The sequence below is a fragment of the Cupriavidus sp. 10L43_2 genome, assembly GCF_056395265.1.
In genome coordinates this window covers 377,578-394,906 of the sequence record NZ_JBFTJE010000004.1, presented here as the reverse complement: position 1 = coordinate 394,906, position 17,329 = coordinate 377,578, and the positions used below count along the sequence as shown (strand labels likewise).

Below are 17,329 nucleotides of genomic sequence, written 5' to 3'. Positions count from 1 at the left end.
CTGCTACAGCGTCGACTTCCCGAACAAGCTTTCCAGCAGGTCCACCACCAGCTCGGCCGTCTGGTTGTGGACGTCCCGGGCCGGGTTCAGCTCCAGCACATCGAGCGACCCCAGCGCCCCGGTATCCTCGATCATCTCCAGCGCCAGATGCGCCTCCCGATACGTCGGCCCGCCGCGTACCGGCGTGCCCACCCCCGGCGCGATCTGCGCATCCAGGAAATCCACATCGAAGCTGACATGCAGATGCGTATTCGCGTCGATGCCGGCGAGCGCCTGCTCCATCGTCTGGCGCATGCCGTTTTCGTCGATATAACGCATGTCGTAGACCGTCAGCCCCAGCTCGCGAAGGCGCAGCTTCTCCCCGGCATCCACGCTGCGGATGCCCACCTGGCGGATCGACTGGGCCGACATGGCCGGCGTGACGCCGCTCAGGGCGGTCAGCGGCGCGGGACCGTCGCCGCACAGGCAGGCCACCGGCATGCCGTGGATATTGCCCGTGGGACTGGTGCTGCCGGTGTTGGCGTCCGCGTGGGCATCGAGCCACAGCACCAGCAGTCGCTTGCCGGTCTCGCGGCAGTGGCGCGCGGCGGCGCTGATCGAGCCGATGGCCAGGCAGTGGTCGCCGCCCATCAGCAGCGGCATCTGGCCGCTGGCGAAGCAGGCATAGGCGGTGTCGAACACCAACTGGTTCCACGTCAGCACTTCCTGCAGGTGGCGCATGCCGTCGACGGGAAGCTGGCCGGGGTTGCCCGGGCCGCTGAGGTTGCCGAAGTCGGTCACCTGCAGTCCGTTGCGCGCCAGCGCCCCGGCAATATCGGCCACGCGCAGGGCCTCGGGCCCCATCGACGTACCGCGAATGCTGGCACCGACATCGGTGGGCGCGCCAATCAGCGTGACAGGATGCATGGGAGGCTCCGGTAGTTGCGGCTCCTCCCCATATTAGGCGCTATTCCGCCGCCGGGGCCGGCGCGCCCTGGTGGATAGGCGCCGACTGGATGGCGAACAGGGCCGCGCTGGCCGCCAGCCCCAGCCCGCCCGAGACCCAGAGCGCCTGTGCACCCCAGACGTCGATACAGAGCCCGAACAGCCACGGTGCCAGCGCCTGCGCGATGCGCGCCGGCACCATCAGCACACCCTGCCGATGCCCATACCCCTGCGGCCCGAAGATGACGAGCGGCAGCGTGCCCTTGGCGATGGTCAGGATGCCGTTGCCGGCGCCGTGCAGCACCCCGAACAGCGTGGCGGCCGGCGCGCCCGCGACCATGAAGGCCGCCGCGCCGATCGGGTGCAGGGCCGCCGCCAGCCGTGCCGACAGCAGCGGATGAACCTTGCGTAACAATCCGAACTCCAGCAGCCGGGCGCCAACCTGCGACGGCCCGATCAGCGCGCCGACGAGCACGGCCGTCGCCAACGTGGCGCCGCCGGCCTGCAACAGCCGCGGCAGGTGCGCGGCCATGGCCGTGCTGATGAACCACGTCGCCGCGAACACGAAGGCCAGTACCCAGGTGGCCGGCGCGCCCGACGCCGGTCCGGGCGCCGCCGGTTTGCCGGCTGCGGGTGCCGTGGATGGGGGCGCCGGATCGGCCCCCGCGCGCGGCAGGCTCGCATTGAGCGCGAGGCCCACCGTCAGGTGCAAGGCGGCCCAGACCAGACAGGCCACGCGCCAGCCATAGTGGCTCTCCAGCCAGGATGACAGCGGCCATCCCACGGTGCTGGCAAAGCCGGCGATCAGCGTGATGCCAGTGATCGCATTGCGCGAGCGCGTGCCGTACAGGCGCACCAGCGTGGCGAACGCCGCTTCGTAGAGCCCGCTGCCCATGCCGATCCCGATGACGAGCCACGCCAGGAACAGTCCCACGCTTTCCCGGGCCAGGCCGAGCCCCGCCAGGCCGGCCGCGAAGACGAGGCTGGTGGCCATCAGCACCGGCCGTCCGCCCAGCCGGTCGATCAGCCGGCCCGCGTAGGGGCCGAGCAGCGCCGAGACCACCAGCGCGGCGCTGAACGCCGCGAAGACCGTCGGCACCGACACGCCGGTGTCGCGCGCCATCGGCACCGCGAGCATGGCCACTAGATAGTAAGAGGATGCCCAGGCGAGCGTCTGTGCAGCCCCGAGCCGTGCCACGAGGCTGCCATTCGGTACGTCGGTCATGGTTGGCCTTATTCGACTTCGCCTTCGTCGGTGTCGCCCGCAGCCGCTTGGCGCTCGTGGTCCATCGCCGCCGCCGCCAGCGCCGCCGCCCGGGCCGGCGCGGCGTCCTTGCGCTCGCTGTAGCGGTCGGTCAGGTAGTCGGAGCGGTCCCGGATCAGCAGCGTGAACTTGTACAGCTCCTCCATGACGTCGACCACGCGGTCGTAGTAGGCGGACGGCTTCATGCGCCCGGCGTCGTCGAATTCCTGGTACGCCTTGGCCACGGAGGACTGGTTGGGAATCGTCACCATGCGCATCCAGCGGCCCAGCACGCGCAGCGCGTTGACGGCGTTGAACGACTGCGATCCGCCGCAGACCTGCATGACCGCCAGCGTGCGGCCCTGCGTAGGGCGGATGCCGGCGCTTTCCAGCGGCAGCCAGTCGATCTGGTTCTTGAACACCGCGGTCAGCGTGCCGTGGCGCTCGGGGCTGCACCAGACCTGGCCTTCCGACCATGCGGACAGCTCGCGCAGTTCCACCACCTTGGGGTGATCGGCGGGCACGCTGTCAGTGACCGGCAGGCCGCTCGGATCGAACACGCGCGTCTCGGCGCCGAAGTGGCGGAGGATGCGTTCGGCTTCCAGCGTCAGGAGCCGGCTGTAGGACGTCTCGCGCAGCGAGCCATAGAGCAGCAGGATGCGGGGCGGATGGGTGCTGACCCGCGTGGGCTCGAGCTTCTGGACGTCGGGCGTCTCCAGCAGCGCCGGCACGACATTGGGCAAGGCAATCGTCATGGACCCACCCTCCGGCCCTGCGCGTCGATGACCACCTCGCCATCCTCCTTGGTGAACGGGCTTTGCTGCGGCGACGGCAGGATATCGAGCACAAGTTCAGACGGCCGGCACAGCCGCACGCCGAGGTCGGTCACGACGAACGGGCGGTTGATCAGGATGGGATGGGCGAGCATGGCGTCAAGCAACTGGTCATCCGTCAATGCCGGATCGGCCAGCCCCAGCGCGGCGTAGGGCGTGCCCTTTTCGCGAATCGCCTCGCGCACGGTCAGCCCGGCTTGTCCGATCATGGCCTGCAACTGCGCCCGCGACGGCGGCGTGTGCAGATATTCGATGACTTGCGGCTCGATCCCGGCATTGCGGATCATCGCCAGCGTGTTGCGGGACGTGCCGCAATCAGGATTGTGATAAATCGTGACAATCATCTTGGTTCCTCAGGGGAGCTTGGCCTCGTACCACCGCTGCGAGCGGTTGACGATGTGGACGACCAGCAGCATGACCGGCACCTCGATCAGCACGCCGACCACCGTAGCCAGCGCCGCGCCGGACTGGAAGCCGAACAGGCTGATCGCCGTGGCCACGGCCAATTCAAAGAAGTTACTCGCGCCGATCAGGCTGGACGGCCCCGCCACGCAGTGCGCCACGCCAAGCCGGCGATTGAGCAGGTAGGCGAGACCGGAATTGAAGAAGACCTGGATCAGGATCGGCACCGCCAGCAGCGCGATGACCATCGGCTGGTCGATGATCGCCTTGCCCTGGAAGGCGAACAGCAGCACCAGGGTCAGCAGCAGCGCACTAATAGAGTAGGGGCCAAGGTGTCGGAGCACGCGCTGGAAATGCGCCGCACCGCGCGCCAGCAGCAGCTTTCGCGCGATCTGCGCGATGACCACCGGCACCACGATGTACAGGCCGACCGAGGTCAGCAGGGTGTCCCACGGCACCGTGATCGACGACAGGCCGAGCAGCAGCGCTACCACCGGCGCGAAGGCCACGATCATGATGCCGTCGTTCAGCGCCACCTGCGACAGCGTGAAATACGGATCGCCTTTGCAGAGCTGGCTCCAGACGAACACCATCGCCGTGCATGGCGCAGCCGCCAGCAGGATCAGGCCGGCCACATAGCTGTCCAGCTGATCGACGGGCAGCAGCGGCGCGAATAAATGCCGCACAAACAGCCAGCCCAGCAGCGCCATCGAGAACGGCTTGACGGCCCAGTTGATAAACAGCGTCACGCCGATGCCGCGCCAGTGCGATTTCACCTGCCCCAGCGCCGTGAAATCGATCTTCAGCAGCATCGGGATGATCATCACCCAGATCAGCACGCCCACGGGCAGGTTGACCTGCGCGTACTCCATGCGCCCGATGGCCTGGAACACGCCGGGCAGCATCTGGCCGAGCGCGATGCCGACCACGATGCACAACGCCACCCAGACGGTGAGATAACGTTCAAAGAATCCTATGGCGGGCGCGGAGGCGGCTCGGGCTGGCGCTGCAATGTCCGGGCTGCTCATCCTTCGGCTCCCTGCAACGGCGGGGTGGCGCAAGCCGCCGTCGGCCCGCACGGATTGCCGCCGCAGCAGTTCTCGGTGAGGAAGCCGATCAGGTCGTTCATGGTTTCGTAGCGGGCGGTGTAGATGACCGACCGTCCGGCCTGCCGGCTGTTGGCGAGGCCGGCCCGGTGCAGCTCCTTCAGATGGAAGGAAAGCGACGAGGCCGGCACATCCAGGAGCGTGGCGATCTGCCCGGCGGGCAGGCCCTCCGGCCCGGCCTGGACCAGCGCGCGGAACACCGCCAGCCGGGAGGCATGGGCGAGGGCGGCCAGCGCTTCGATGATTTGAGAAGATTCCATGATTCGAATGTAGTCGAAATATCGAATCGAAGCAACGCAGTTCTCCCACGTTCCGCCCTGCAAATTAAGGAAATTTCGACCTATAATCATTGACCGCACAACGATTGATCGGGCAATAGAATGACTTCCGCGTCGCAAGAAGGGCAGGGCGCTCCACATACGTCCGGCAACGGGCAAATCCTGCCGTTCCGGGAATCGCTGCTGGCGATGATCGGCATCGCCTTCGTGGTGATGCTCGTGGCGCTGGACCAGACCGTGGTGGCCACCGCGCTGCCGACGGTGGTCGCCGAACTGCAGGGCTTCGAGTACTACGCCTGGGTCGCCACGGCCTACCTGCTGACGTCGGTCGTCACCGTGCCGATCTTCGGCCGGCTGGGCGACTACTACGGCCGCAAGCCCTTCGTGCTGGTGTCGATCGTGGTCTTCCTGGTGGCCTCGGTGCTGTGCGGCATGGCGCCCAGCATGCCGTTCCTCGTGGCGGCGCGCGCCCTGCAGGGCATTGGCGGCGGCATGCTGGTCGGCACCGCCTTCGCCTGTATTCCCGATCTGTTCCCGGACCCGCACGTGCGCCTGCGCTGGCAGGTGATGATGAGCACCGCATTCGGGCTCGCCAATGCCATCGGCCCGTCCATGGGTGGCGTGCTGACCGAATGGTATGGCTGGCGCGCGGTGTTCTATATCAATGTGCCGGTGGGCCTGCTCGGCCTGCTGTTCGCGTGGCGCTACCTGCCGCATCTGCGCCATCAGGCGCACAAGGGGCCGATTCGCGTGGACTGGCTGGGCGCGCTGCTGATCGCGGCGGGGCTCGGTTGCCTCCAGCTCTCGGTGGAATGGCTGCCGGAGCGCGGGCTGGACATCGTGACGATTGGCCTGGCCGTGCTGTCCGTGGCGTCGTTCGTCGGCCTCTGGCAGTGGTCGCACCGCGCGGCGGACCCCCTGCTGCCGCTCGACATGTTCCGCAATCCGGCGCTGGCCTCGCTGTTCGTGCTTGGCGTGCTGGGCGGGTTTGCGATGTTCGCGCTGCTGCTCTACGCGCCGCTGCTGTTCCAGGGCGGGTTTGGTTATTCGCCGAAGGAGGCCGGACTGCTGGTGACGCCGATGGTGGTCTGCATCACCATCGGCAGCATTCTCAATGGCCGCATCATCACGCGCATTCCGGTGCCGAACAGCATGCTTTATGCGGGATTTGCGCTGCTGGCGCTCGCCTGCCTCGGTTTGTCGCAGGCCACGCGCGGCATGCATCACATGGTGCTGCTTGGGACCATGCTGCTGGCCGGCCTCGGGCTCGGCTTCGTGCTGCCGAACCTGACTGTGTTCGCCCAGCAGACGGCCGGCCGCGCCCACCTCGGCATTGCAACAGCGATGTTGCAATCGTTGCGGATGGTAGGCGGCATGGTCGGCACCGCGCTGGTTGGCACGATGGTGACGCGCAGCTATACCGGAGGCGTGGAGCGTGCGTTGCAGGCGGCCGGCGCGTCGGACTGGGCCGGGCGGATGACCGACCCCCAGATCCTGATCGACAAGGTCGCGCAAGCAGAATTGCTGACCAACCTTCAGGAGGCAGGGCACAATGGAGCCCTGCTGCTCGAGCAGGCGCGCCAATCGCTCGTCGGGGCCATCCATCTTGGCTTGCTCGTGGCGGCGATTGCGGCCCTGGTGGGGCTCTGGCGCGTACGCCGGGTCCCGCCGGTGAAGCTGACGCGGGTGCAGGAGCCCGCGATGGCAGCCGACAGATCCGCCTGAGATCACGGCGCCCCCGCGGATGCAAGCGTCCGCCTAAAGGAGATTCGGAGTGGAACTGGAGCGACAAAGCCTGGCCGTACTGCAACAGTTTGGACGCACTTACCGCGCCTATGCGGCGGCGTTCGAGCAGCGCATCGGTCATCCGCTGCCGCGCTGGCGCATCTTGTCCGCGCTGCATGGCCACGATGGCCCCATCGCGCAAAAGCCGCTGGCGGACCGCGTCGGCATGGACCCCGGCGCCCTCACGCGCCAGTTGAAGGCGTTGCAGGAACTGGGCTGGATCGAACGCACCACGAGCGAGCGCGACAATCGCATGACCAATGTCACGCTGACCCCGCTCGGGCGCGATATCGTCGAGCAGGCCCTGCCGCGCCGCTCGACCTTCCTCCAGGACGTGCTGGCCGATGTGTCCGAGACGACCATGCACAACCTCTCCAAGGGTCTGGCGCAGCTCGAGGCGGGCATTGCCGATGCCGCGGCCCGCACCGTGGCCGAGCGCGACGCCGCCTGAGCCGGTCCCCCATCCTTCCGCTATCCCGCTATCCCACCTTCCCGCCCAGCAGCGCCGCAATGGCCAGCGGGTTGGTCGGAAAATACAGATGCACATATGACGCCGTGAGCGAGCCGGTCTGGTAGACCGCCTCGCCCGGCGCGCCATCGCGCGGGGACACCGCCCGCACCGCCGGCGCCAGCGGCGAATCGGTCTTCGAATAGTGGAAGGTGTGGCCGCGCAGGGGTTCTCCGGGTTTGTCCGGCAGACCCGGAAACGTTACGGACTGGTGGCCGATGGCGGCAAGCCGCCGCTGCATCGTCACTGTGCCCGGCAACAGGCCGGCCATCTGGTGGCTGACGCCTTCCTTGTCTACCAACGTATCGAACAGCGCCATCATGCCGCCGCACTCGGCCAGTATCGGCAGGCCGTCCGCATGGGCGCGCCGCAGTGCCGTGCGCATGTCGGCATTGGCCGCGAGCGTGGCGCCGTGCAGCTCCGGATAGCCGCCGGGCAGCCACAGCGCGTCGCACGCGGGCAGCGCGCGGTCGCGCAGCGGCGAGAACCACACCACATCGGCGCCGAGCGCGAACAGCGTGTCCACATTGGCGGGATAGATAAAGCGAAACGCGTCGTCGCGGGCAATCGCCACGGTCTTATGTGCCAGCGGGCGCGGGCCGGGCGCAGCCGGCGGCGCTGGCGCCGGGAAGGGCACAGCGGGCGGCAACTGGCCGATCGGCAAGGCTTCCAGCGCGTCGGCCATGCGGTCGAGGCGCTCGATCAGGTCTGGCAGTTCGTCGGCGCTGAACAGGCCCAGATGGCGCTCGGGCAGGCTCGCCGCCGCGTCGCGCGCCAGCGCACCGGCCCAGCCGATGTCCGCCGGCAGGCTTTCGCGCAGCAGGTCGGCGTGGCGCGCCGTGCCGACCCCGTTGGCCAGTACGCGCATTGGCGGCAGCGGCGCCCCATAGTGCGCCAGCCCGTAGGCCAGCGCGCCGAAGGTCTGCGCCATGGCGCCGGCCTGGATCACGGCCAGCACCGGCAGGCCGAAGCGCCGCGCCACGTCGGCGCTGCTCGGCGTGCCGTCGTGCAGGCCCATCACGCCTTCCACGAGGATCAGGTCGGCCACTTCCGCCGCCTCGGCCAGCCGCGCGCGCGCGTCGGCCTCGCCCGTCATCCAGAGATCGATCGAATGCACCGGCGCGCCGCTGGCCGCCGCCAGCAGCGTCGGGTCGAGGAAGTCCGGGCCAGTCTTGAATACGCGGACGGTGCGGCCCTGGCGGGCATGCAGCCGGGCCAGCGCGGCCGTGACGGTGGTCTTGCCTTGCCCGGAAGCCGGGGCGGCCACGAGCAGGGCGGGCACGGCGCGGCCGGGGGTGCCGGGGGACGGCGGGGTGGTTGTGGCAGTTGTGGCGGGATGGTGTTCGGGCATGTCGGTAGGTGGCGCATGACAACGGTGTCATACGGCGAAATCGATTATAGCGAGCGGCCGCGATGGCAATGGCTTCGGTTTTGCTTCGGTCTTGCTTCAGTTTGGACTCAGTGTTGTCTCAGTTTCGCCCTAGGGGCAGGACGACGCCCTGCAGCGCCGCGCATTCGAACAGTTCGCGGTCGTTGCTGACGCCGAGCTTGTGCATCGCGCAGTTCTTTTGCCGGCTGATGGTCTTCACGCTGCGGCACAGCGTGGCGGCGATCTCCGTGACCGTGCGCCCGGTCAGGTACAGCCGCAGGACCTCGGTTTCGCGCGCGGACAGGCGCTGCACGCCATTTCGCCCGCACGGCAGCATGGTGCGCAGCTCGGTGGGCGCCAGCGCGCGCAGCGCGGACTTGCCGATGTAGGTGAAGCCGCGCTGCGCCCGCGCGATGGCGGTGACGATCTCGGTCAATGGGCAATCCTTGAGCAGCAGGCCATGGACGTGCGCGTCCAGGATCGTGCGCAGGACCAGTGGATTGGTGATCATCGTCAGCACGATGATCGACAGCGCGGGGTAGCGCCGCCGCAGGCTGGTGATCAGCCGCACGCCGTCCAGTTCGGCCGGGCCGGGCATGTGGTAGTCCGTGACCACCACGTCGGGCTGCAGAATTTCCACCTGTTGATGCAGTTCTGTTGCGCTTGCCACTTCCCCGCAGACTTCCCAACCCGTCTGTGTCTGCAAGCACGCGCGGATTGCCGCCGTAATGACGGGATGGTCGTCGGCCAGCAAAATCCTCAATGTCATCCAATGCCTCCTGTGCACATGGGTCCGATACGACTTTTGGCAGGCGTGAAAAAAGGCGCCGCACGCGGGAGGGCGTGCGGCGCAAACACGCAGGCAACTGCGTGCACGCGTGCGCGCGGACCAAACGGGATACGACCCGGCGCACGTCAATGCCCGCTGAGATTAATGCGGACTCCTGCGCAAATGATTTGAGACGATTCGGAAAATGCAGGCGGCTGAGAGCCGGGACTTGCGCGGCAGGGGTTGGCCGGAAAGGAAAGACCCCGCGCGGCGGTTACCGCGCGGGGTCCGAGGGTGTCACGGAGGGTGTCCCGGCGCCGGGGCGCCGGGGGAGGAGCGTCAGGCCACCGCCAGGCGGCGCGGCTCTGGCCGGCCCTGCCGGCGGTTCTCGATGGCGCGGATGGGGTCCCGTAGCACGGCGGCGCCCACGTCCATGATGTCGCGCATCGCCACGCGGTCCGGGGTTTGCTCGGCGGTCCAGAACTGGAGCGAGGCCCAGCCCGGGAAACTGCCCGGCGGCGCCAGCAGGCGCGTCTTGCGGTCGCGCGTGACCAGCGGCACGTTGAAGTCGAGTACCGGGCAGATGCCGCCGGCCGCGTGCAGCAGGGTGATCTGCGTGTGCCACGACGGCACCACAGTCTCCCGATGCCCCGGCGTATTGGCCTGCCGCGCCAGGAACGCCCGCAGCGGGCTGCCGGCCTCGCAGTCTTCCTGCAGCAGGATCCAGTCGCTCTCCGCGTCGTCGGGGCCATGGGCGCGCGCGGCGCTGACCAGCCGGCGCGGCGTGGCGAGGATGCTGTGCGGCATCACGCCGTCTGGCACGGTGGCGCCATCCACCACGAAGGCGCAATCGAGCTGACCGGTATCCAGGCTGCCGGCCAGGGAGGCATCGGCAATGACCGGCCGGGTCACAAAACTGTCTTGCGGGAATTGCTCGCACAGCGTGCTGAGGATCTCGGTGATGACCGGATCGCCAATCGACGATGAAAAACCAATGGAAATACGACGTCCGCTGGGGCCCGGTTGCGCGCTTTCGGCGAGCGGACGCACGAGCAGATTCCATTTGGCGAGAATCTGCCTGGCAGTATGCTCGAGCCGCAGCGCATGGGGCGTTGGCTCCAACGTGCCATTGCGCTTGACGAACAGCGCGTCGCCGGTGATCTCGCGCAGCCGCGCGAGGCTATAGGCCACGGTGGGGACACGGCCCTGGGTACAGGCGGCCACCGCGTTGAGGTCCCGATATTCCATCAACAGGACAAAGACGTGCAAAAGCTTGGTGCTGACGTGCCGCATGCTGACTTCTCCCGATCCAGATTGTTGGTTTTATTTTTTGTGGGCACTAAGGAAGTTGCGACTTCCTGCCTGTGTGGTCGCAGCTTGAAAGCGCGTCGGCACCCCCGTGCCGGACCAAGCCGAAACTGCCAGGACTTATGAGCTGCTAGAGGGCGGGGAATTGCAAAGTGGTCAAGAGTCGCCCGGGTTACCGAAATCTGCAGTGCATGCCACGGGTTCGCCGCGCGACGCCGAAGCGTTGCATGGCACGTGACGTTAGCAGTGGTCCCCTTCTTCCTCAGGCCGGTTGGCGGCGGCAATGAAATCCGCGCCGATAGTCGCCTGTCCGAGAGCGCGCAGTGGCACTCTTTGCAGGCGTTTCGAAATTTAGTTGGTGCCGAGGAATCTTAATACATCATTTAGCAAACTACTAGGAACTCGGTTCGATTCCTGACACAACAGGGATGCATATCGGGCCTTATGTCCGGACAATCAGACAACGCGAAAGCCGTGCCTGGCGCGCCTTGCAGGGCGATGGCCGACCCGCGTGACCGGCGTTTGCAAGTGTGAGCCAGCAATGTCCGACGGGTTTGAAGCGGCTGTCCGGCAGTGAGTGATGACATGAATTTGTCCAATTTGGAATACCGAAATTTGCGCCATTTCCCTGTCAACATCGGACACGCCTGACACGGACTCGGACCACGCGGGGCACGCGGCCGGGTCGTTAATTTGCTTAACTCGCGCTGCAAAGACACTGAATTCCTTTTGCCCGGGCATTGGGCTACCTTACCGGCAGGGTGGGCTGGCCGCGTGCATGCGCGGGGCGAGCGCTTGGTGCAAGCGGAGGCATTCGGATGAACAGACGCTATTCGGAGGAGCAGATCCGCATGTACCTGGCCGAGGCCGCCAGTGGGGTGCCCGTGCGGGAACTCTGCGCGCGCTATGGTTTCAGCGATGCGTCGTTCTACGGATGGCGTGCGAAGTACGGCCCGGCACGCGAGTCCGATGTGCCGGACGGGCGCCGCATGCGCCAGTTGCAGCAGGAGAACGCGCGTCTTAAGAGTATGCTTGCGGACGCACTGCTCAAGCTCGAGCTGCTGCGCAACCGTACCGGCCGCAATGGCGATGGCAACGGCAAGGACCGCTAGCGCATAGCGCGCGGATCGCCGTTGCCGGGCGCGCGGGCCGGTGTTTTTTATCATCATGGCGATGCATGCGTGCATCGCCGGCAGTTTCCGGAGTTTCCTGGTGAAGAGGTTTTTCGTAGCGTGGGGTGTGGGGTTTGGGTTGTTGATGACAGCGGGCATGGCATGGGCGCAGACGCCGCCGATCGACCCGGGCACGCCGATGATCGCGCCGCCGCCCCCGCGCATGCTCGACCCGGCCACGGCGACGCTCAACGGCGAAGGTGCCACGCCGGGCGTCTCGCAACGCGAGCATTGCCGGCAACTGCTGGACCAGATCAACGGCCTGTCCAAGGAGCCGCAGCAGTGGGAACAGGGCAAGTCGTCCGTGACCACGGCGGATGGCCGCACCTATTCCACGCTGGAACGCGCGCCTGATCGCAAGCGGCTGGAAGAGGCCTATCGTCAGGAGTGCGCGCAGTCGGCCAGGTAGTACCCCCTCGTCCGTCCTCATCCGTCATTGTGGGAGCCAATATGTACCGGTTGCGACGTATTCTGGCGTGGTGCTGTGGATGGATGTTGTTACTCGGCGGCGGGACCGCCTGGGCGCAGGCCAAGCTCGACAATGCGCATCTCGACCAGTTGCTGGCGCCCGTGGCGCTCTATCCGGACGCGCTGTTGTCGCAGGTGCTGATGGCGTCGACCTACCCGGCCGACGTGGCCGCGGCAGCGGAATGGTCGAAGGCCAATGCCAGCCTGTCCGGCGACGCGGCAACCAAGGCGGTGGCCAACGAACAGTGGGACCCGAGCGTGCAGTCGCTCGTCGCCTTCCCGTCCGTGATGGATATGATGGGCCGCCAGCCGCAATGGGTGGACTCGGTGGGCGACGCCTTCCTCGCCCAGCCCGATGATGTGATGGACTCGGTGCAGCGCCTGCGCGTACAGGCCCAGAAAGCCGGCACGCTGAAGACCACCGAGCAGCAGAAGGTGGTGACACAGCAGTCCGGCGGCACCACCATCGTGCAGATCGAGCCCGCCAATCCGCAAGTGGTCTATGTGCCGACCTACAACCCCACGGTGGTCTACGGCGCGTGGCCCTATCCGGCGTATCCGCCAGCCTACTATCCACCTCCGCCCGGATCGGTCTTCGCCAGCGCCGTGGTGGCGGGCGTGGGCTTTGGCCTGGGCGTGGCCGCGGTCAATTCACTGTGGGGCGGGTTCAACTGGAACTCGCACGACGTGAACATCAACGTCAATCGCTACAACAATATCAATGTGAATCAGCGGCTCGATGTGAACCGCTCGAACGTGAACTGGCAGCACAACCCGGCCAATCGCGGCAACGTGCCGTACAAGAATTCGAACGTGGCGAATCGCTTCGACACGCAGCGGCAGCAGGGGCTGGCGAACCGGCAGGCGGGGCAGGGCGGGCAGCGGCTTGGGCAGGGCGGCCAGGGCGTGCAGGGTGGCCGGCCTACGCCGCAGGCGGGCTCGCGCGATGCCGCGCGTGACCGCGCCGCGCAATCGTTCCAGGGCCGCACGGGCCAGTCGATCGCCGGACACGGGCCGAACGTCAATCGCGGCGGTGGGGGCGGCATGCAGAATCCCCGGCCCGCCGGCGCCGATCGGCAGCGGGCCGATCAGTCCGCCGCGCGCGACCGCGCACGGGACAGCAATCGTAATAGCGCCTTGCGCGATGCCGGCAACGGCGACCGCATGCGGCAGCAGGTGCAGCGCGGCGGGAATGCGGGCGGCTTCCAGCGCGGCGGGAATGCCGGTGGCATGCAACGCGCCAGCCATCCGGCGCAGCGGTCCATGCCGCAACGTGGTGGCGGTGGAGGGGGAGGGGGCGGCGCGCACTTCGGTGGAGGAGGCGGCGGTGGTGGCGGTCATCTTGGACATGGTCGGAGATAAGACATGATGAGAGCGACGTTGTCCGCCACCATGACGCGTATCGTGCGCCGGGTCCTGGGCGCCGCGATGCTGGCCGTGCCGTTGCTGGCGGTGTCCGTGCCGGCGCAGGCGCAGCGGGTCTATCCCTCGCCCGAGGCTGCCTCGGACGCCCTGGGCGACGCCATCGCCCGCAGCGACCATGACGCGCTCAAGGGCGTGCTCGGCCCGAACTACCGGACGCTGCTGCCGCCGCAGGGCGTCGATCAGGAGGATATCTACGAGTTCCTGGCCGCGTGGGCGCGCCACCATGCGGTGGAGCGCGCGGGCGAGGATACGGCGCGCGTGGCGGTCGGCGAGAGCGGCTGGACCTTCCCCGTGCCCATCGTCAAGCGCAAGGCGGGCTGGCAGTTCGACATGCCGGCTGGTCAGCGCGAGGTGCATGTGCGGCGCATCGGCCGCAACGAACTGGTGACGATGGACACGCTGCTCCAGCTGGCGGACGCGCAGCAGCGCTACGCCGAGCTGGCCGGCAATGGCCGCTATGCGGCCCAGCTCGTCAGCAGCCCGGGCAAGACCAACGGGCTCTACTGGCCGTCTTCGTCGGCCGAGAATGACAGCCCGCTGGGCCCCGATGCGCTGGCGATGGGCCCCGACACTCCGCCAAACGAGGCGTTCTACGGCTACCGGTACCGCATCATCGCCGCGCCGAAGGGCAGCAACGCGAAGTTCGCGATCGTCGCGTGGCCGGCCCGCTATGGCGACAGCGGCGTCAACACCTTCATCCTGGACAGCGAGCGGCAGTTTTATGAGCGCGACCTGGGAACAGCCACCGCCAGCCGGGCTGCCGCATTGCGCACATTTTCGCCCGAGGGGTGGACCCGGGTAGCGGAACAGTAGATCCGGTTACTCTGCCGCATCATCTGCCGAACAGGCGCCTATATGGCGCCTTTTTCTTTCTTTTCCTGCTAAACGGCACAACGGTGCGCCCGGGCTCCATGGTAGCTGGCCGCCCTCCAGGCAAGGGGAAAACTGTTTCGAAATCTAATGTTGTGCTTTGCAGACAATGCCGCTAATCCATCACGCCGACTATGGTATGCTGCGTCGCACAATAGCGGAGGAGACCCGTTCCTAGATGAGCAGGAGTCTTCATATGGCCAAAAGCCTGTCGACGGACTGGGAAACGCAACTGCGACAAATCGGTCGCACGCAATTCCGGACCGCAAAGCAAATCCGAACATGGCTGGGGCGCCTTGACTTGGCGTCTCCGGCAACCCGCCGCCGCATGCCGGCCCCGGGTGATACCGCGCCGGGTGACCTGCCCGGCACGTGGCAATCCTTGAAGCTCAGCCTCGCCCCATTGCCGGGCGAACTGGTGCCGCAGCTCTCGTATCGTCTCTATATTCCAGCCGGTGCCAAGGGCGCGTTGCCCGTGGTGATGATGCTGCACGGCTGCCAGCAGACGCCGGAAGACCTGGCGGCCGGCACGCGCATGAACGCGCTGGCCGAGCGCGAGGGCTTTATCGTCGCCTATCCGCAGCAGCCGCTGCGGCGCTCGGTACATCGGTGCTGGCAGTGGTTCGACCTCGCCGCCGGCGAAGGCGGGCGCGAGGCGCAGGCCGTGGCGATGCTGATCGACGAACTGGCGAGCCGCCCCGACGTGCGCGCGGACCAGATCTATCTGGCAGGACTTTCCGCCGGGGCGGCGATGGCCGCAGTAGTGGCGTTGCGCTATCCAAGCAAGGTGGCGGCCGTGGGGCTGCATTCGGGCGTGGTGATCGGCGCTGCCGATACGCCCCGGGCCGGGCTCCGGGCAATGCAGCATGGCTCCCAGGCTGAACCGGCCTGGCTGCTCGACGCCGCCGGTGCGGTGCCGGGCGGCCCGGTGATGCCGGCCATCGTGCTGCACGGGCTGGCCGACGAGGCGGTGCACCCGATCAACGGCCGCCTGCTGGCGCGCCAGTTCCTGGCCTACAACCGTCTCGATGACCGCCTGGGCACCACGGCCGCCAATGACGCGCCGCCGGTACCGGATGGCGATTTCCGCGACGCCCGCTTCGGCCGCTGGAATCGCGATCTTGTGCGGCTGGTGGAAGTGGCCGGTCTGGGCCACGCCTGGAGCGGCGGCGACGGCAAGGTGCAATATCACAGCGATACCGGCCCAGACGCCAGCAAGCTGATGTGGCAGTTCTTCCGCGATCACCGACGCGGCGGGGCATAAAAAAACGGGGAAGGCCAGCAGCCTTCCCCGTTTTTCTTTGCGTCGGGAATCGGGACGTCAGTAATCGGGACGTCAGTGCGGACGCTTCCGCACGAACAGCGCCGTCACCACGCCAATCACACACACCGCCACCACGTAATGCGCCGGGGCGAGCGGGTCGTTCTTGAGCATCAGCGTCACTGCCACCGGCGTCAGGCCGCCGAAGATGGCGTAGGCCACGTTGTACGAGAAGGACAGGCCCGAGAACCGCACCTGCGGCGGGAAGGCATGTACCAGCACGTATGGCACGGCACCGATCGAGCCGACGAAGAAGCCGGCCACCGCGTACAGCGGAATCAGCAGGTCTGGGCGCGCGCCAATCGTCGTATAGAGCACATAGGCGCTGATGGCGAGCAGCGTGCCGCCCACCGACAGCGTCAGCCGGGCGCCGAAACGGTCGGCCAGCAGGCCGGCCACGATGCAGCCGACCGACAGGCACAGCGTGGCGATGCTGGTGGCCAGTTGCGCGGTGCGGCCGTCGAAGTGATAGGACTTCTGCAGGAAGCCCTGCGTCATCAGGATCACCACCACGATGCCGGCGGACAGCATCCACGTGAGCAGCATCGACACGACTACCGCGCCGCGATGGTCGCGCACGACAGACTTCAGCGGCATTTCGGCGGCGAGTGCCTTGCGCTTCTGGAGTTCGGCGAACACGGGCGTCTCGTGCAGCCAGCGGCGCAGGTACATCGAGCCGATGCCGAACACGCCACCCAGCAGGAAGGGCAGGCGCCAGCCATAGTCATGCAGCTCCGCCGGCGTGAACACGGTGTTCATGCCGGTGGCCACGAGCGAGCCGAGCAGGATGCCGGCGGTCAGGCCCGCCGTGAGCGTGCCGCAGGCGTAGCCGATGCGGCGCGGCGGCACGTGCTCCGAGACAAAGACCCAGGCGCCCGGCACCTCGCCGCCGACGGCTGCGCCCTGAAGGATGCGCAGGATCAGCAGCGCGATCGGGGCCAGCAGGCCAATCGTCGCGTAGGTCGGCAGCAGGCCCATCAGCATCGTCGGCACGGACATCAGCAGGATGGACAGCGTGAACATCTTCTTGCGGCCGAGCAGGTCGCCGAAGTGCGCCATGATGATCCCGCCGAGCGGCCGCGCCAGGTAACCGGCGGCAAAAATGCCGTAGGTCTGGAGCTGGCGCAGCCAGTCCGGCACGGAAGGCGGGAAGAACAGCTCGCCAATTACCGTGGCGAAGAAGACGAAAATGATGAAGTCGTAGAACTCGAGCGCGCCACCGAGGGCGGCGAGGGCAAGCGTCTTGTAATCCTGTCCGGTCAGCGGGCGGGCGGCTTGGCCGTCCTGCGCACCCGGTGCCCCGACAGTACTGCTGGTGGTAGGCATGAAATGACTCGCATGGTGAATTCACATGCGAAGCGCGCAACACGGATGACGTGGAGGGGACGGCCGAACGGATGACAGCGCGGAATGGGCAGGCCTGTGGCCGGCGGGTAGGCCGGCGGGGGCGCCACGGGACGCTTCGCAAAGGCGTAAAGATACCAGAACGACCCCTCGCCCATTTGGTTTTGGCCCTGTCGGATTCAAAATCGCCCGTCGGCCTGCCAT

At 67.3% G+C, this 17,329-nt stretch carries 17 protein-coding genes; 7 read left to right on the top strand and 10 right to left on the bottom strand.

The genetic code is table 11. The features are described 5' to 3' along the window. Nucleotides 1–3: 3 nt before the first annotated feature. The 6 genes from rocF to AC1DEL_RS08510 are packed head-to-tail and all read right to left on the bottom strand — an operon-like array spanning nucleotide 4 to nucleotide 4,768. Nucleotides 4–906 carry an arginase gene (rocF, locus tag AC1DEL_RS08535; protein WP_092294427.1) on the bottom strand — a complete coding sequence of 301 codons (903 nt, stop codon included), beginning with the start codon at nucleotides 904–906 and terminating at the stop codon, nucleotides 4–6. Nucleotides 907–946: 40 nt separating this feature from the next. Then, a complete protein-coding gene (locus tag AC1DEL_RS08530) occupies nucleotides 947–2,149 on the bottom strand; it encodes an MFS transporter (RefSeq protein ID WP_092294429.1) in 1,203 nt (400 codons plus the stop codon). Between the two features lie 8 nt (nucleotides 2,150–2,157). Beyond that, complete coding sequence (arsH, locus tag AC1DEL_RS08525; RefSeq protein WP_092294431.1) at nucleotides 2,158–2,922, bottom strand: arsenical resistance protein ArsH; 765 nt, start codon at nucleotides 2,920–2,922, stop codon at nucleotides 2,158–2,160. Beyond that, nucleotides 2,919–3,344 (bottom strand): arsenate reductase (glutaredoxin), encoded by a 426-nt coding sequence (gene arsC, locus AC1DEL_RS08520; protein ID WP_092294433.1) that lies wholly within the window; start codon nucleotides 3,342–3,344, stop codon nucleotides 2,919–2,921. The genes arsH and arsC overlap by 4 nt, the downstream gene beginning before the upstream one ends. 9 nt (nucleotides 3,345–3,353) lie before the next feature. Next, on the bottom strand, nucleotides 3,354–4,430 hold the full coding sequence (gene arsB / locus AC1DEL_RS08515) for an ACR3 family arsenite efflux transporter (protein WP_092294435.1): 1,077 nt from the start codon (nucleotides 4,428–4,430) through the stop codon (nucleotides 3,354–3,356). Then, nucleotides 4,427–4,768, bottom strand: coding sequence for an ArsR/SmtB family transcription factor (locus tag AC1DEL_RS08510; RefSeq protein ID WP_092294437.1), 342 nt, complete (start codon nucleotides 4,766–4,768; stop codon nucleotides 4,427–4,429). Before AC1DEL_RS08510 ends, arsB begins: the two co-directional genes overlap by 4 nt. Before the next feature lie 120 nt (nucleotides 4,769–4,888). On the opposite strand from AC1DEL_RS08510, the gene AC1DEL_RS08505 reads away from it, so the two are divergent. Beyond that, nucleotides 4,889–6,511 (top strand): MFS transporter, encoded by a 1,623-nt coding sequence (locus tag AC1DEL_RS08505; protein WP_477126405.1) that lies wholly within the window; start codon nucleotides 4,889–4,891, stop codon nucleotides 6,509–6,511. A gap of 49 nt (nucleotides 6,512–6,560) precedes the next feature. Beyond that, a complete protein-coding gene (locus AC1DEL_RS08500; protein ID WP_092294441.1) occupies nucleotides 6,561–7,022 on the top strand; it encodes a MarR family winged helix-turn-helix transcriptional regulator in 462 nt (153 codons plus the stop codon). A 28-nt stretch (nucleotides 7,023–7,050) separates the two neighbouring features. Here the strand turns inward: AC1DEL_RS08500 and AC1DEL_RS08495 are convergent, their stop codons facing one another. From AC1DEL_RS08495 to AC1DEL_RS08485, 3 genes are all read right to left on the bottom strand, one after another. After that, complete coding sequence (locus AC1DEL_RS08495) at nucleotides 7,051–8,352, bottom strand: cobyrinic acid a,c-diamide synthase CobB (RefSeq protein WP_255370829.1); 1,302 nt, start codon at nucleotides 8,350–8,352, stop codon at nucleotides 7,051–7,053. A 196-nt stretch (nucleotides 8,353–8,548) separates the two neighbouring features. Next, nucleotides 8,549–9,217, bottom strand: coding sequence for a response regulator (locus AC1DEL_RS08490; RefSeq protein ID WP_092294445.1), 669 nt, complete (start codon nucleotides 9,215–9,217; stop codon nucleotides 8,549–8,551). A 339-nt stretch (nucleotides 9,218–9,556) separates the two neighbouring features. Next, nucleotides 9,557–10,510, bottom strand: coding sequence for a LysR substrate-binding domain-containing protein (locus AC1DEL_RS08485; protein ID WP_477107292.1), 954 nt, complete (start codon nucleotides 10,508–10,510; stop codon nucleotides 9,557–9,559). A gap of 833 nt (nucleotides 10,511–11,343) precedes the next feature. Here AC1DEL_RS08485 and AC1DEL_RS08480 point away from each other — a divergent pair. The 5 genes from AC1DEL_RS08480 (at nucleotide 11,344) to AC1DEL_RS08460 (ending at nucleotide 15,724) form a co-directional block, all read left to right on the top strand. Then, nucleotides 11,344–11,637 carry a transposase gene (locus AC1DEL_RS08480; protein WP_092294449.1) on the top strand — a complete coding sequence of 98 codons (294 nt, stop codon included), beginning with the start codon at nucleotides 11,344–11,346 and terminating at the stop codon, nucleotides 11,635–11,637. Nucleotides 11,638–11,794: 157 nt separating this feature from the next. Then, nucleotides 11,795–12,106 (top strand): hypothetical protein, encoded by a 312-nt coding sequence (locus tag AC1DEL_RS08475; protein ID WP_441593690.1) that lies wholly within the window; start codon nucleotides 11,795–11,797, stop codon nucleotides 12,104–12,106. Between the two features lie 41 nt (nucleotides 12,107–12,147). Continuing rightward, complete coding sequence (locus AC1DEL_RS08470; RefSeq protein ID WP_092294453.1) at nucleotides 12,148–13,527, top strand: DUF3300 domain-containing protein; 1,380 nt, start codon at nucleotides 12,148–12,150, stop codon at nucleotides 13,525–13,527. 3 nt (nucleotides 13,528–13,530) lie between these two features. Continuing rightward, nucleotides 13,531–14,403, top strand: coding sequence for a DUF2950 domain-containing protein (locus AC1DEL_RS08465; RefSeq protein ID WP_441593688.1), 873 nt, complete (start codon nucleotides 13,531–13,533; stop codon nucleotides 14,401–14,403). Nucleotides 14,404–14,788: 385 nt separating this feature from the next. Further along, nucleotides 14,789–15,724: an extracellular catalytic domain type 1 short-chain-length polyhydroxyalkanoate depolymerase gene (locus tag AC1DEL_RS08460; protein WP_255370808.1), complete on the top strand. Its 936-nt coding sequence runs from the start codon at nucleotides 14,789–14,791 to the stop codon at nucleotides 15,722–15,724. 72 nt (nucleotides 15,725–15,796) lie between these two features. Here the strand turns inward: AC1DEL_RS08460 and AC1DEL_RS08455 are convergent, their stop codons facing one another. After that, nucleotides 15,797–17,107 carry an MFS transporter gene (locus tag AC1DEL_RS08455; protein WP_477126404.1) on the bottom strand — a complete coding sequence of 437 codons (1,311 nt, stop codon included), beginning with the start codon at nucleotides 17,105–17,107 and terminating at the stop codon, nucleotides 15,797–15,799. Between the last annotated feature and the right edge of the window lie 222 nt (nucleotides 17,108–17,329).